The organism is Acinetobacter modestus (assembly GCF_014636095.1).
Lineage (GTDB): Bacteria > Pseudomonadota > Gammaproteobacteria > Pseudomonadales > Moraxellaceae > Acinetobacter > Acinetobacter modestus.
The window spans coordinates 782,130-796,773 of the sequence record NZ_BMDV01000002.1; the positions used below are offsets into that span (position 1 = coordinate 782,130).

Sequence of the window (14,644 nt, forward strand, 5' to 3'; positions counted from 1 at the left end):
GAATTTAACTTACTGGAAAATATATGGGCATGCGTCACACACATTTATTAATGCCTTTGGCACTGGTTAGTGCGATGGCAGTGGTACAACAAGCATACGCAGCAGATGAGTTTCTTGCACAAGATATACGAATTGATGGCCTCGTGCGTTTAACACCTGCAAGTATCTATTCTATGTTACCAATAAATAGTGGCGATAGAGTAAGCGATCCAATGATTGCTGAGGCGATCCGTACTTTATATGCTTCAGGTCTATTTGATGACATTAAAGCCTATAAAGAAAAAGACGTATTGGTGTTTAAAGTTGTAGAGCGTCCAATCATTTCAAAATTGGAATTCAAAGGTAATAAACTTATCCCTAAAGAAGCCTTAGAACAAGGCTTAAAAAAGATGGGTATTGCTGAAGGGGAAGTTTTCAAGAAATCTGCATTACAGATTATTGAGACTGAGCTTGAACAACAATATACTCAGCAAGGTCGTTATGATGCAGATGTAACGATTGATACGGTTGCTAGACCAAATAACCGTGTAGAACTCAAGCTTAATTTTAATGAAGGTACTGCTGCAAAAGTATTTGATATTAATATCATTGGTAATACTGTATTTAATGATAGTGATATTAAGCAAGCTTTTGCAGTTAAAGAAAGCGGTTGGGCTTCTATTGTTACACGTAATGATCGCTATGCACGTGAAAAAATGGCAGCAAGCTTAGAAGCGTTACGAGCTCTATATTTAAATAAAGGTTATATCAACTTTAATATTATCAATTCACAACTCAACATCAGTGAAGATAAAAAACATATCTTTATTGAGGTTTCAGTTGATGAAGGCACTCAGTTTAAGTTTGGTGAAACCAAATTCTTAGGCGATGCACTCTATAAACCTGAAGAATTAAAAGCATTAAAATTATATAAAGATGGTGAAACTTATTCACAAGAAAAAGTAAATGCTGTTAAGCAGTTACTACTTCGCAAGTATGGTAATGCAGGTTACTACTATGCGGAAGTGAATGTTGTGCCTGAAATTAATAATCAAACAGGCATTGTGAATCTAAACTATTATATTAATCCTGGTCAGCAAGTCACTGTTCGTCGTATTAATTTTACTGGTAATACTAAAACAGCTGATGATGTATTACGTCGTGAAATGCGTCAAATGGAAGGCGCTTTAGCGAGCAATGAAAAAATTGATTTGTCGAAAGTACGTTTAGAACGCACAGGTTTCTTTAAAACTGTTGATGTAAAACCTGTTCGTGTACCTAATTCACCAGACCAAGTTGATTTAAATATTAATGTCGAAGAGCAACACTCTGGTACAACTACACTTGCGGTCGGTTATTCTCAGAATGGTGGTATTACTTTCCAAGCAGGTTTAAGCCAAACCAATTTTATGGGTACTGGAAACCGCGTTGCGATTGATTTATCCCGTTCAGAAACACAAGACTATTATAACTTAAGTGTGACAGACCCATACTTTACCATTGATGGTGTAAGTCGTGGTTACAACGTCTACTATCGAAAAACGAAGTTGAGCGAGAACTATAACGTTAATAACTATGTTACTGATAGTATTGGTGGTAGTTTGAGTTTTGGTTATCCAATTGATGAAAATCAAAGTGTTAGTGCGTCATTAGGTATTGATCAAACTAAAGTAAGAACAGGTCCTAACGTTTCTACTTATATTCGTGATTATTTGTTGGCTAATGGTGGGAAACAAACAGGAACAGGTTCTTTCTGTGATGGTGATTACAAATCTCAAAGAGAAATTGATGCTCAGAAAGGTAATCCAACACCAGGTACAATTCCTGAAGGATATGACCTACCAATTAACTGTGTAGACAAGTCTTTTAATAAAATTAGTTTAAAAGAATATGGTAACGCCTTTGAAGGTGAGTTTCTAACTTATACTTTGAATTTAGGTTGGTCATATAATACTTTAAATAGACCACTTTTCCCGACATCAGGTATGTCTCATCGTGTGGGGCTAGAAGTAGGGCTTCCTGGTAGTGATGTTGATTATCAGAAAATGACTTATGATGCTCAAGCATTCAAATCATTACCTATGGGTTTTGTGCTTAGAGGCTACGGTAAACTAGGTTATGGTAACGATCTTCCATTCTATAAAAACTTCTATGCGGGGGGGTATGGATCTGTTCGTGGTTATGACAATAGTTCACTGGGACCTAAATACCCAAGTGTTATCTTCCAAGCAACTGGTAAAAATGACCCGAGCCCAGAAGAAGTTGGGGGGAACGCATTAGTTCAATTTGGAACAGAGTTAGCATTACCTTTACCATTTAAGGGTGATTGGACACGTCAAGTTCGACCTGTGCTTTTTGCAGAGGGTGCTCAAGTATTTGATACACAATGTAATGTACCAAGTGGTAATATTCTGGTAAGTGGTAATACTGTTGATATCAAACAATATTGTAATGATAACTACAAGTTCGATTTTGGCAATATGCGTTATAGCGTTGGTGCAGGTTTCACATGGATTACAATGATTGGTCCATTATCATTAAGTTATGCTTATCCGCTTAATGATAAGAGTGGCGATAATACCAAATCTATTCAATTCGAAATTGGTCGTACTTTCTAAGTATGGCCCTTAAGCTCTTAAAATATAAAAGGACGAAATAATGAAAAAATTAACGATGTTGATGTTAGGCTTAGGCTTAACGGTTTCTGCTATGACGAATGCTGCTGGTATAGGTGTTGTTGATCTAGCTCGCGTAGTTGAAAGTAGCACATATCTTAAACAACAAAATGCTGCTCTTGGCCAATCAGTTAAACCAACATCGACGCGATTAGAACAATTAGGTAAAGAATTGGAAACTATGCAGCAAAAAGCGCAAACCGATGGTCCTAAGATGAATCAAGCTGATATTCAAAAAATGACTGCACTGTATCAAGCTAAGTTAAATGAGTTCAATACAACTCAACAGGGCTTACAGACTAAAGTACAGTCTACATTGCAGTCAATGAACACTGCATTTGAAGGAAAAGTGAAGCAAGCAGCTGAGCAATTAAGAAAAGAAAATAATTTAGATCTTATTTTGAATAAAAATTCAACAATTGCCTCTGACGCTCAGTATGATTTAACTGATAAAATGATCCAAAAGGTTAACGCACTGAAATAATCAATGAATAGACGTAGTTATCGTTTAGAAGAAATAGCTCATCTTGTAAAAGGTGAGCTTTTTGGTGATAAAGATTTTAAGATTTCTAATTTGTCTAGTTTGGAACAGGCACAAAATCATCACATTTGTTTTGTAAATGGTGAAAAATATTTAGCACAAGCTGAAGCAAGCGAAGCAGGTGTTTATATTGTGACAACTGCATTAAAACAACAATTATCATCGAAGCAAAATTTTATCGTTGTAGAAAATCCTTATCTCGCTTTTGCAACTCTTACACATTTATTTGAGAAGAAAATTTTTCAAAGAGGTATCGAAAGTACTGCTCAAATTCATCCTTCTGCAATTGTGGCTGATAATGCTTATATAGGGCACTATGCTGTCATTGGTGAGCATTGTGTTATTGGACATAATACAATTATCCAAGCACATGCTTTTATTGATGATGAAGTTGAAATTGGTAATGACTGTTTCATTGATGCGCATGTCACGATTACTGGTGGTGCAAAGTTAAAAGATCGGGTGCGTATTCATGCGAATACTGTGGTTGGATCAGAAGGTTTTGGTTTTGCACCTTATCAAGGAAAATGGCACCGTATTGCTCAACTCGGTTCGGTAAGAATCGGTAATGATGTCCGTATTGGTTCAAATTGTAGTATTGATCGTGGCGCATTAGATGACACAATTTTAGCAGATGGCGTCATTATTGATAACCTTGTGCAAATTGCTCACAATGTTCAAATTGGAGAGAACACTGCGATTGCAGCGAATTGTGGAATTGCAGGAAGTGCTAAAATTGGCAAAAACTGTATCATGGGTGGAGCATCAGGGGTTGTTGGTCATCTTGAAATTACCGATAATGTCACTCTTACTGCAATGTCAATGGTCACAAAAAATATTTCTGAACCTGGAACGTATTCTTCTGGAATGGGATTGTTTGAAAATAGTCATTGGAAAAAGACAATTGTTCGCCTAAGACAATTAGCAGATGTGCCATTGACCCAAATCACTAAAAGGCTTGATCATATGCAAGCTCAATTAGAGTCCCTTGAATCAACCTTTAAGTTACGTAAATAATTTATTATGACTGAGTCTACATCTCCAGCATTTACAATGCCTGCATTACCCATGGATATTCTTACGATTCGTGAATATTTACCGCATCGTTATCCTTTTTTACTTGTTGATAGAGTTACAGAAATAACTGAGAATAGTATTGTCGGCTATAAAAATGTCTCTATTAATGAAGAGTTTTTGCAAGGGCATTTCCCGACATACCCAATTATGCCGGGTGTGTTGATTATTGAAGCTCTCGCACAGGTATCAGGAATATTAGGCTTTGTATTGACAAATCAAAAGCCAAAAGAAGGATCATTGTTCTTATTTGCTGGCGCAGAAAAAGTAAGATTTAAGAAACAAGTTGTTGCTGGTGACCAGCTTGTCTTAAAATCAGAACTAGTGATGCAAAAACGTGGCATTTACAAGTACAATTGTAAGGCTAGTGTCGACGGTATTGTCGCTGCAACAGCAGAGATCATTATTTCCCACCAAAAAATTGAGCAGACATGAGTAGTCAAAACCTAATTCACCCAACCGCAATTATTGACCCATCTGCAGAAATTGCATCTGATGTACACATTGGACCTTATTGTATTGTTGGTCCGAATGTAACGATTGATGCTGGGACTAAATTACGTTCACATGTGGTAATTGGCGGTTTTACGAAAATTGGAAAAAATAATGATATTTTTCAGTTTTCGAGTGTCGGTGAAATTTGCCAAGATTTAAAGTATCAAGGTGAAGAGACATGGCTAGAAATAGGGGATAATAACTTTATTCGTGAACATTGTACTTTGCATAGAGGTACGGTTCAGGATAATGCAATAACAAAAATTGGCAGTCATAACTTATTCATGGTGAATACCCATATCGCGCATGATTGTGTAATTGGTGATCACAATATTTTTGCCAATAATGTGGGCGTTGCAGGTCATGTCCATGTAGGTAATCATGTTATTGTAGGTGGTAATGCGGGTATTCATCAGTTCTGCCGTATTGATTCATACAGCATGATTGGTGGAGCAGCTTTAATTCTTAAGGACGTTCCTGCTTACGTGATGGCATCTGGTAATCCTGCACATGCTTACGGTATGAATATTGAAGGCATGCGACGTAAAGGTTGGACTCGAGATACGATTCAAGGTTTAAGAGAAGCGTACAAGCTGATTTATAAGGCTGGTTTAACCACTGAGCAAGCCATTGAGCAGATTCGTAGCGACATACTGACCAAGACGCCTGAAGCACAATTGTTTATTGATTCACTAGAAAAGTCTACACGCGGTATTGTCCGTTAAAATTTAGAAAATAAAAAAAAGACACCGAGGTGTCTTTTTTTTATTTTCTAATTTTCTGCTTCGATAAATTGTTGTCGATATTGCTTGGGTGATACTTCAAAAGTTCGTTTGAATGCTTGGCTAAAGGCTGTTTCAGAAGAATAGCCCACTTTATTTGCAATCAGATGAATGGAATAATTACTTTTACGTAAATACTGGCTCGCTAAGCGCATACGATGTTGTTGTAGATAAGCCAACGGAGATTCTCCGATCACCTCATGAAATAAACTTGCAAATTTTGAACGCGACATGCAGCATTGTTCTGCAAGGGCTTCAACCGTCCATGCATCTTCAGGATGGTTATGAATTGCAGCAAGGCTATTGCTGAGCTCAGGATGATTTAAAGCACTTAGCCATCCATGTTGATTTGAGATCTGTTGAATATGATCTCTTATACATTTGATCAATAAAATATTTACAAGATGATCAATAATAATATCTCTGCCTGCCTGAATATTTTGTGTCTCTAATGCTAAAAAGTGCAAACCAATTTGTAACCATTCAGGTGCTGTATTTTCTCCGTGTTGAATATGAATGATTGAAGGTAACGCTTGAATAAAAGGGCGTGCCATGATGGTGTCAATCTGACAACGAACACTTAAAATAAGATTTTTCTCTGACGAATCTGTACCGAATTCAATAGCATCTTCTTTATGCCCATCAAACAATTTTGAAATATCGACTGCGTTCACAAGCTTTGTGATGGAGTTATCTGCACCCGTATGCGCTGTTCCAGAAGGAATTAGGACAATTTCACCAGCATGAGCAGTTAAACTATTTTGTGAATCAATTTGAATGAAAACTGAACCAACTAAAACAATGTATACGATAAGTGCTGTTTGATCTTGGCACGTAAAACTCCATTCTCCTTGAGTTTTCAAGTAGATATATTCCGTATGGTTTAAATGAATATCAGCAAATATTTTACTTAAAGCATCCATATGATTTTTAAATTATGTATTCATTGTAAATTATAGAGAGCTATCCTAATAACTCAATATGTGTTTTTAGGACAAAAACATGGAAGATTATGCCAAAGACTTTCACATAGGTTTTTTGGACGCTTGCAACTGTCATGAAATTCATAATTCATCAAAATATACATATATATACAAAGACATGGATAAGATGATGAATGCACCAGTAAATGTTGAGCAAGAACTTACGCCAGTAAGCATTCCAAAATCGAAAACTGAATTGGATCGTAAACGTTATTTATGGGCAATTAGCCCAGCTTTACCTGCAATTGGCATTGGTATTTTAGCAGGTTATCAATTTGCGCCTCGTCCATTGAAAAAAATCTTTGCATTAGGTGGGCCAATTGTTTTGCACATCGTTATTCCAGCAATTGACACATTGATTGGAAAAGATGCAAATAACCCAACTGATGAAGATATTAAACTACTTGAAAAAGATCCCTATTATTCACGCTTAGTTAAAAGCTTTCTTCCATTACAATATGCAGCTAATTTTTACGCATGTTATTTATCTAGCCGTAAAGAAACTTCTTTTATCGATAAAATCTTGTTGGGTATCTCAATGGGTGCGATCAATGGTATCGCAATCAATACTGCACATGAGCTTAGCCATAAACATGAGCGTATAGATCATATTCTTTCTCATCTTGCTCTTGTACCAACAGGATATAATCACTTCCGTGTAGAACATCCATATGGACACCATAAACGTGCTGCGACACCTGAAGATCCAGCATCTTCACAAATGGGTGAAACATTCTATGAGTTCTGGCCACGTACAGTAATTGGTTCTTTCAAATCTGCTATTGAAATTGAAACTAATCGTTTGAAACGTAAAGGTAAAGAATTCTGGTCTACTGAAAATGAATTATTGCAAGGCTGGGGAATGAGTGCTGCTTTTCATGGTTCAATGATTGGATTATTTGGTAAAGGTGTAATTCCTTATTTAGCAACTCAAGCTTTTTACGGTATTAGCTTGTTTGAAATCATTAATTATATTGAACATTATGGTTTAAAACGTCAAAAAGATAAAAATGGTAAATATGAACGTACGATGCCAGAGCATAGCTGGAACAATAACAATATTGTGACTAATTTATTCTTGTATCAATTACAGCGTCATTCAGATCATCATGCTTATCCAACACGTCCATTCCAAGCACTGCGCCATTTTGATGAAGCACCAGAATTACCTAGTGGTTATGCAACAATGTTATTACCAGCATTAATTCCACCACTATGGTCAAAAATGATGGATAAGCGTGTATTTGATCACTACAAAGGTGACTTGAATAAAGCCAATATCTATCCAAAACGTCGTGCAAAACTATTTAAGAAATTTGGTGTGGTTGATCAGTCTTTAGAACAGGTTCAGATTGAAGCTGTGACTGCTGAATAATCAAAGTTTTCCCAAAGCAAGGCACTGATGAGTCATCATCAGTGCCTTTTTATTTTCTTGTATAAAAAATTTAAAAAAACAACGGCTTTTATACTTTGTTGCTGTATATCTATACGTTAGAACAAACAAGAATCTTGCAATTGATTTTATGAGGCGATGATGACAAAACATTATGACTATATTGCGATTGGTGGTGGTAGTGGTGGAATTGCATCAGTCAATCGTGCTGCAATGTATGGAAAAAAATGTGCTCTCATTGAGAAAGCTGAAATAGGTGGCACCTGCGTCAATGTCGGCTGTGTGCCTAAAAAAGTCATGTGGTATGCAGCACATATTGCTGAATCAATTCAAAAATATGGTCCTGATTATGGCTTTAACAGTAAAGTTGAATCTTTCGATTGGCAGACTTTAATTAACAATAGACAGGCTTATATCAATCGTATTCATCAGTCCTATCAAAATAGCCTAAGTAATAATAAGATTGATCTTATTCATGGTGCGGCTCATTTTATTGATAAAAATACTATCGAAGTCAACGGTGAGAAATTCACAGCAGATCATATCCTGATTGCAACGGGGACACAGCCATCATTGCCTGATATTGATGGTGTTGAATATGGCATTGATTCGAATGGTTTCTTTGAGCTAACTGCTTTACCTAAAACTACTGCCGTGATTGGTTCGGGTTATATTGCAGTTGAGTTGGCAGGGGTACTCAATTCTTTAGGTTCACAAGTTGGATTATTTATTCGTAAAGATCTACCTGTTCGACGTTTTGATTCTTTCTTGAGTGAAACTTTGGTTGAAGTGATGCAGACAGATGGAATTACTATACATACACAAGCTGTTCCTAAAAAAGTTACCAAGAATGCCGATGGCTCTGTAGTGCTTCATTTAGAAAATGGTGAAAGTCATACTGTCGACTGCTTAATTTGGGCAACAGGCCGTGAGCCAAATACGGCGAGCTTGAATTTAGAAAAAGCCAATATACAGCTCGATGATCGAGGATATATTCAAGTCGATAAATTCCAGAATACATCCCAAACAGGCATTTATGCGGTGGGAGATATTACAGGGAAAATGGAGCTTACACCTGTCGCAGTTGCAGCGGGTCGTAAATTGTCTGAGCGATTATTCAATCATAAGCCAGATGAGCATTTAGATTACGATAATATTCCAACGGTTGTTTTCAGCCATCCTCCGATTGGAACAGTAGGGATAACTGAGCAAGAAGCGATTGAGAAATATGGTCAGCAAGCTGTGAAAGTTTATAATTCATCATTTACTGCGATGTATAGCGCCATTACGCAACATCGTCAGCCGACCAAAATGAAGCTAGTCTGTGTGGGTGAAAATGAAAAAATTGTCGGTATCCACGGTATCGGTTTTGGAATGGATGAAATTCTTCAGGGTTTTGCTGTTGCTTTAAAAATGGGAGCGACGAAAAAAGACTTTGATAATACTGTTGCAATTCATCCTACCTCAGCAGAAGAGTTTGTGACGATGCGATAGAGATAATTGTTTGTCTAGATCTAGATTGTGTTTTGATATGATTTATTGAGCATCAATGAAATCTAGATCATTTAATAAAACAAGTATTTATAGAGTCCCTATGTTTAATATTTATTATTCTATTTTAAAATATTTGAGGAGCTGACTTGTTATTAAAGCCAATAAAGCACCTGTAAGTATTGTTATCAAGATCAATAAATTAAAATTTATCAAACCTTGATCAACCAACTTTTTTGAGAGTATAGGAAATAAAATAAATGGTAATAGTCCCATTAATCGAATTAACTTTGATCGACTTAAATTTTTTGTGATAATCATAATAATTTAAATATTTAATAAGTATCTGATTTTAAATTACTAAAAAAATTAAATTAAAACTAGAGGGAAAGTACAAATTTAGCTCTTTATCGATAAACAACTCTATTAAAAAGATGAATGATGTAATTTTAGCAATCATTGGGAAAGACTTTCTAGTCTTTCCCAATCCGCGTCTTATTAATTAAATTACTTTAATTCACTCGAAGATTTACCCAGTTCACGACGAGCAATAATCAGCTGTTGAATCTGTTGTGTACCTTCAAAAATATCAAGGATTTTTGAGTCACGTGCCCATTTCTCTAATAACTCATCTTCACCATAGCCAACGCTTGCAGCTAATTCAACGCATTTGAGAGTAATTTCATTACCTACACGCCCAGCTTTTGCTTTAGCAATGGAAGCTTCTTTAGAGTTGGGCTTTTTATTGTCAGCCATCCATGTTGCTTTAATCATAAGTAGGCGAGCAGCTTCCCACTCAGCTTCCATACGATAGATTTGAGCAGCTAAATTCGAGGTTTGCAAATAAGGCGTTTTGTAGTCTGGATCAAGCTGATCTTTAAAAATTTCTTTAATACGTTCTAAAGATGCCTTTGCACAGCCGATTGCCATGGCTGCAACAAGTGGACGAGTGTTATCAAAAGTTTCCATAACACCAGCAAAACCTTTAGCAACATCAATTTCTGGATTACCCAATAAATTTGCAGCAGGTACACGACAGTCAATAAAACTAATCACGGCTGTGTCAGAAGCTTTGATTCCAAGTTTATGTTCAAGACGCTCGACTTTCATGCCAGCCGTACCTTTTGGCACGACGAAAGATTTGATTGCTGCACGACCAAGCTTTTTATCTAGTGTTGCCCAAACCACAACTGAGTCTGCACGATCACCAGAAGTGACAAAGATTTTTTCTCCATTTAAGATGTAATCATCACCATCTTTCGTTGCTGTTGTACGAATAGCCGCTGAGTCTGAACCACAACCAGGTTCAGTAATCGCCATAGCAGCCCAAGTTCCTTTGAAACGTTCAAGTTGTTCATCATTCGCAACTGCTGCAATGGCAGAGTTGCCTAAGCCTTGACGTGGCATACTAAGTAGTAAGCCTGTATCACCATAACACATTTCAATAATGCCAAGCGCTGCAGACATGTTGCCGCCATTCACAATGGCATCTGGGTTCGCTGTACCTCGTTTACTCGCATTGGCTGCACCGACACCTTCGCCACTTTCATTCATGCCATCTAATAGCGCAGCGAGCATATCGAGTTCTTTAGGATATGCATGTTCTGCTTTGTCATATTTACGTGAAATAGGACGTAATACATTCAATGCTGTTTCATGCGCCTGATCAACCAACATTTTAAATTTTTTCGGATTTTGTAAGTTCATTCTTCTTCTCCAAAATTACGCATGTAAGCCAGAATGTAAGATAGCGGTTGCGCGTAGATCACGATACCAACGCTCAACAGGATGCTCTTTAGTAAAACCATGACCACCTAAGATTTGAACGCCATCTGTACCGATTTTCATTGATTTTTCGGCACAAAGTAATCGAGCAAGATAGGCCTCGCGATGGAAAGGTTTACCAGCTTCAGCCAAGCTTGCCGCATTTAAAACCAACATACGCATAGCATCAATTTCAATGGCCATATCGGCAATCATGAAAGCAACACTTTGACGATGAGAGATAGGTTCGCCAAAAGCAGTGCGTTCATTGGCATATTTAATACAGTAAGCTTTGATTGCTTCTCCTGTACCAATCGCCATGGCGCACCACATTAAATTTCCAAGGTCGACAAATGCAGTGTAATCAAAATCAGCATCGCCTAAGCGTAAAGCTGGTGTTTGATTGAAGTGAAGTGTTGCTGTTTCAGTTGCTTTTAATCCCATTGCTGGATTAGCTTTGATTGCAATCGTTTCATTTGACTGCACAACAAAAATATCAGGTTGACCATTAAACTCGGCACTTACAAGGAATACATCCGCAGTATCACCTAGAATAACTAAGGTTTTTTCACCTGTGATGTAGAATTGACCGTTTGCTTCAGTTGCAGTTGTTTTTAACTGATATGGATTAAATGCAGGAGTCGCCTCTTGAAATGCAAATGTTGCGGTAACGTCAGTATCTTCAGCAAACACAGGCAAATACATCGATTGAACTTGTGTTGAACCCCAACGGGTAATTGCATTAATAACGCTAAATGTGCTGAGCAGACCTGCTGTTAAACTGAAATCACCTTTAGCTAAACTTTCTGCGATTAGTATATTACTCACAATATTTTGTTCAGCGGCAACACCACCTAATGCTTCAGGTAAAGCATAGTAGTTCAAACCTAAGTCGACCAAATGTTGCCAAAGTTGTTCTGGGAATTGTGCTTGATGATCAGCGTCATGCGCTAAAGCATATAAAACTTCTTCAGCGAATTGAGACATTGCATCGACAGTCATTTGCTGTTCTTCAGTAAGGCTGAGATCAAACAAATTTTTATTAACTTGATTCGGGAGGCGTTGCTTATCAATTGCTTGTGGTTTAAAAGCTTTTTGTGTTTTATTCAGTACTTTAAAACCTGTTTTTGATCCTTGATATAATGATTTCTCTACAAATTTTCTTAATTTGAGTTGATCTAATACTTCGCTTCCTGCGATTTTAGTGATCAAAGATAGCCCAAAGCCTTGAGCTTTATTCATCATATTCGACATGATTTTATCCTAGAGGATGGTTGTAAAATTATGCTGACATGCTCTAGTCAAAAAAACTATGTCTTGTTTGACGTGCTAAATTAAGAAAGATAAAGGGTAAAATGATTCGTATATGGATTTTATATTATTGTTTTTAAATGAATAAAAAAAATATTAGAAAAATAAATTTTAAAAAAATTGACCAAACTGACAAATCAGATTGGTCAAAATGACTTTAGGTATAGCGCTTATGCAAACTGACGAATCATTTTTCGTACATTTGTCTTTGCTTCTATCACGGTCATAAACGTATATGCACCAATAAACTTACGGCTAATAAACATAAATTCTTTTGGTGGAACAGAGAAATAACGTGATGCCATTGATTGTGCTGCTTGTTGCATTACACGACTATGGAGTTGGCTTTTTTTCCAATCGTAGCGGTCTTGGTCATCCATTACACCAGCTGGCATATTCGGATTATTACTTGGGCAACTAAAAGCCTCTGTCGCAATCAAGAACACGTCTGCCATACCAGGTTTTATACTATCTGGCATTCCATCAAAAAACTCATAACCAGTCATGGCTTTGACCATTGCAGTTTTATCATGGTCATAACCTGCATGAATGAGATTCCGTGCTACAGCAAGTAAGTTATCATCAAATTGACGAATCGCCCCGAAATCAAGTAAAACGATTTTATCCTTTACATCATCGCCGTTGCCCAAACGAACAAGGTAATTACCAAAGTTCGGATCAGTTTGCATTTCACCCCATTCAAATAATTCACGTACTGCAATTTCCAAAGAAGCTTCGCCTAATTGGTTGCGACGTTCTTGGGGGAGGGAAAGCATTACCGGACTATTGATTGGTACACCGCGCTCGAAAGTCATGCACAACACTTTATCAGAGCAAAATTCATTTACGATTTCTGGTACCGCATAGCGTGGATCGTTCTTTAAACGATCAGCAAATCGACGCGTCGTTGCGGCTTCGATGCCATAGTCGACTTCTCGATGCATCATTTCACGAACTTCATCAAACCACTGATCAAATTCACGAGTTTGCGGCACCATACGTGTGAGTTTAAGCATGTTTTTAAATAGATTCATGTCAGAATCAATTGCTTCGGCCACACCAGGGTATTGAATTTTAAGAACCAGTTCTAAACCATCTGATTTACGTGTCGCACGATGAACTTGGGCAAGTGAAGCTGTACCGATTGGTTCATGATCAATCGTGAGTTCATCTAATTTTGAACCTAACTGTTCTTGCAAATGAGCTTTGATTGCAGGCCAAGCAAGTGCGACAGTTTGATTGTTCAATGTATTTAATGCTTGTGTAATTTCTTCAGGTAAGAAATGTTCGCCGTATAAAGCCATCATTTGACCAATCTTTACGATTGATCCTTTTAGTTTTCCTATTTCAGAAACTAAATAATGAGCTTGTTCAGCCATGGCTTTTTTACGCTTTTTCTCTTTTTCTTCTTCACTAGAAAAAATTGAAGTAGCGCTAGCAGTCGCCCAACGTGTTCCAGCGAGTAAAGAGGCTTTTGCAATAGATAAGCGACGATCTACAGAGGAGGTTTTTAGATTCTTAAGCTTATCGTTCTGATCTGACATGAAAGAAAAATCCTATGCTGAAATCGGAGGGTTGAAAGCCGAGACTTAAATTGTAGCGGATATTACAGCTTTTGAACGTATTAAAATAGTTCAATCTCTTGAATTATCAGTCTAAATTTGTGAACTAGGTCAATAAATAAGAATAGCCTAAGTGAAATTTAACTTTCAAATTTGGCTTTACTATACAGATGTCCTAAATCCTAAACTGAATTTTTAGAGTCGATTTTCTCATTAAAGCTGCACGATTAGTATGAATATGAGCAATCAACATACGCTTTACATAACTATGATGAAAGCCTAAAGCATGAGCTTTCACAATAATGATACTGGGTAATGTAAAGAAAAAATACTTGGTGTCGTCTAAAGTCGCATCTTTAAAAATACCTTCTTCAATCAAAGTATTTCGAAGAAAAATTTTCTCTTCTTGCACAGTAGGAGATGACTCATCATCCCAATAATTTTGACGCATTGCCATCAAATTATTATGTTTATAACTCATCGTTGCTTGAGCTCATTCTGTTTACTGTTAGCGAATATATGAGGTTAATTGAGTGTTTATCAAGAATAGATTTATCTCAAAAATAGCCTAAGTTAATTTAATCCTTAATTTTT

12 protein-coding genes are annotated in these 14,644 nt (G+C 36.9%); 7 read left to right on the forward strand and 5 right to left on the reverse strand.

The features are described from left to right. Positions 1 to 23: 23 nt before the first annotated feature. Genes bamA through lpxA form a run of 5 tightly spaced genes read left to right on the forward strand, consistent with a single transcriptional unit; the run spans position 24 to position 5,489 of the window. Complete coding sequence (bamA, locus tag IEV17_RS07965) at positions 24 to 2,597, forward strand: outer membrane protein assembly factor BamA (RefSeq protein ID WP_004662034.1); 2,574 nt, start codon at positions 24 to 26, stop codon at positions 2,595 to 2,597. Positions 2,598 to 2,637: 40 nt separating this feature from the next. Further along, positions 2,638 to 3,138, forward strand: a complete 501-nt coding sequence (locus IEV17_RS07970; protein ID WP_004662035.1) for an OmpH family outer membrane protein — start codon at positions 2,638 to 2,640, stop codon at positions 3,136 to 3,138. Between the two features lie 3 nt (positions 3,139 to 3,141). Next, positions 3,142 to 4,212, forward strand: coding sequence for a UDP-3-O-(3-hydroxymyristoyl)glucosamine N-acyltransferase (gene lpxD / locus IEV17_RS07975; RefSeq protein WP_004662036.1), 1,071 nt, complete (start codon positions 3,142 to 3,144; stop codon positions 4,210 to 4,212). 6 nt (positions 4,213 to 4,218) lie between these two features. Further along, positions 4,219 to 4,704, forward strand: a complete 486-nt coding sequence (fabZ, locus tag IEV17_RS07980; protein WP_004662038.1) for a 3-hydroxyacyl-ACP dehydratase FabZ — start codon at positions 4,219 to 4,221, stop codon at positions 4,702 to 4,704. Next, positions 4,701 to 5,489 carry an acyl-ACP--UDP-N-acetylglucosamine O-acyltransferase gene (gene lpxA / locus IEV17_RS07985; RefSeq protein ID WP_004662039.1) on the forward strand — a complete coding sequence of 263 codons (789 nt, stop codon included), beginning with the start codon at positions 4,701 to 4,703 and terminating at the stop codon, positions 5,487 to 5,489. Before fabZ ends, lpxA begins: the two co-directional genes overlap by 4 nt. Positions 5,490 to 5,536: 47 nt before the next feature. On the opposite strand, the gene IEV17_RS07990 is transcribed toward lpxA, so the two are convergent. After that, complete coding sequence (locus IEV17_RS07990; protein WP_004662040.1) at positions 5,537 to 6,469, reverse strand: AraC family transcriptional regulator; 933 nt, start codon at positions 6,467 to 6,469, stop codon at positions 5,537 to 5,539. Positions 6,470 to 6,659: 190 nt separating this feature from the next. Here IEV17_RS07990 and IEV17_RS07995 point away from each other — a divergent pair, with 190 nt between their 5' ends. Both IEV17_RS07995 and gorA read left to right on the forward strand, forming a co-directional pair. Continuing rightward, positions 6,660 to 7,904, forward strand: a complete 1,245-nt coding sequence (locus IEV17_RS07995; protein ID WP_034601348.1) for an alkane 1-monooxygenase — start codon at positions 6,660 to 6,662, stop codon at positions 7,902 to 7,904. 159 nt (positions 7,905 to 8,063) lie between these two features. Beyond that, complete coding sequence (gene gorA, locus IEV17_RS08000; protein ID WP_004662042.1) at positions 8,064 to 9,416, forward strand: glutathione-disulfide reductase; 1,353 nt, start codon at positions 8,064 to 8,066, stop codon at positions 9,414 to 9,416. A 504-nt stretch (positions 9,417 to 9,920) separates the two neighbouring features. On the opposite strand, the gene IEV17_RS08005 is transcribed toward gorA, so the two are convergent. The 4 genes from IEV17_RS08005 to IEV17_RS08020 all read right to left on the reverse strand — a co-directional run bounded on the left by IEV17_RS08005 (position 9,921) and on the right by IEV17_RS08020 (position 14,531). After that, the gene (locus IEV17_RS08005) at positions 9,921 to 11,120 is read right to left on the reverse strand and encodes an acyl-CoA dehydrogenase family protein (protein ID WP_004662043.1); all 1,200 of its coding nucleotides are present in this window, start codon (positions 11,118 to 11,120) and stop codon (positions 9,921 to 9,923) included. 15 nt (positions 11,121 to 11,135) lie between these two features. Continuing rightward, on the reverse strand, positions 11,136 to 12,422 hold the full coding sequence (locus tag IEV17_RS08010) for an acyl-CoA dehydrogenase family protein (protein ID WP_171062439.1): 1,287 nt from the start codon (positions 12,420 to 12,422) through the stop codon (positions 11,136 to 11,138). A 236-nt stretch (positions 12,423 to 12,658) separates the two neighbouring features. After that, entirely contained in the window at positions 12,659 to 14,032 is a 1,374-nt protein-coding gene (locus tag IEV17_RS08015) for an ABC1 kinase family protein (RefSeq protein ID WP_004662047.1), read from the reverse strand. Positions 14,033 to 14,225: 193 nt separating this feature from the next. Continuing rightward, complete coding sequence (locus IEV17_RS08020) at positions 14,226 to 14,531, reverse strand: hypothetical protein (protein ID WP_004662048.1); 306 nt, start codon at positions 14,529 to 14,531, stop codon at positions 14,226 to 14,228. Between the last annotated feature and the right edge of the window lie 113 nt (positions 14,532 to 14,644).

Bases quoted from the DNA above. Each gene is read 5' to 3' on its own strand.
- bamA (WP_004662034.1), top strand. From the start codon at position 24: ATGGGCATGCGTCACACACATTTATTAATGCCTTTGGCACTGGTTAGT.
- IEV17_RS07970 (WP_004662035.1), top strand. From the start codon at position 2,638: ATGAAAAAATTAACGATGTTGATGTTAGGCTTAGGCTTAACGGTTTCT.
- lpxD (WP_004662036.1), top strand. From the start codon at position 3,142: ATGAATAGACGTAGTTATCGTTTAGAAGAAATAGCTCATCTTGTAAAA.
- fabZ (WP_004662038.1), top strand. From the start codon at position 4,219: ATGACTGAGTCTACATCTCCAGCATTTACAATGCCTGCATTACCCATG.
- lpxA (WP_004662039.1), top strand. From the start codon at position 4,701: ATGAGTAGTCAAAACCTAATTCACCCAACCGCAATTATTGACCCATCT.
- IEV17_RS07990 (WP_004662040.1), bottom strand. From the start codon at position 6,469: ATGGATGCTTTAAGTAAAATATTTGCTGATATTCATTTAAACCATACG.
- IEV17_RS07995 (WP_034601348.1), top strand. From the start codon at position 6,660: ATGAATGCACCAGTAAATGTTGAGCAAGAACTTACGCCAGTAAGCATT.
- gorA (WP_004662042.1), top strand. From the start codon at position 8,064: ATGACAAAACATTATGACTATATTGCGATTGGTGGTGGTAGTGGTGGA.
- IEV17_RS08005 (WP_004662043.1), bottom strand. From the start codon at position 11,120: ATGAACTTACAAAATCCGAAAAAATTTAAAATGTTGGTTGATCAGGCG.
- IEV17_RS08010 (WP_171062439.1), bottom strand. From the start codon at position 12,422: ATGATGAATAAAGCTCAAGGCTTTGGGCTATCTTTGATCACTAAAATC.
- IEV17_RS08015 (WP_004662047.1), bottom strand. From the start codon at position 14,032: ATGTCAGATCAGAACGATAAGCTTAAGAATCTAAAAACCTCCTCTGTA.
- IEV17_RS08020 (WP_004662048.1), bottom strand. From the start codon at position 14,531: ATGAGTTATAAACATAATAATTTGATGGCAATGCGTCAAAATTATTGG.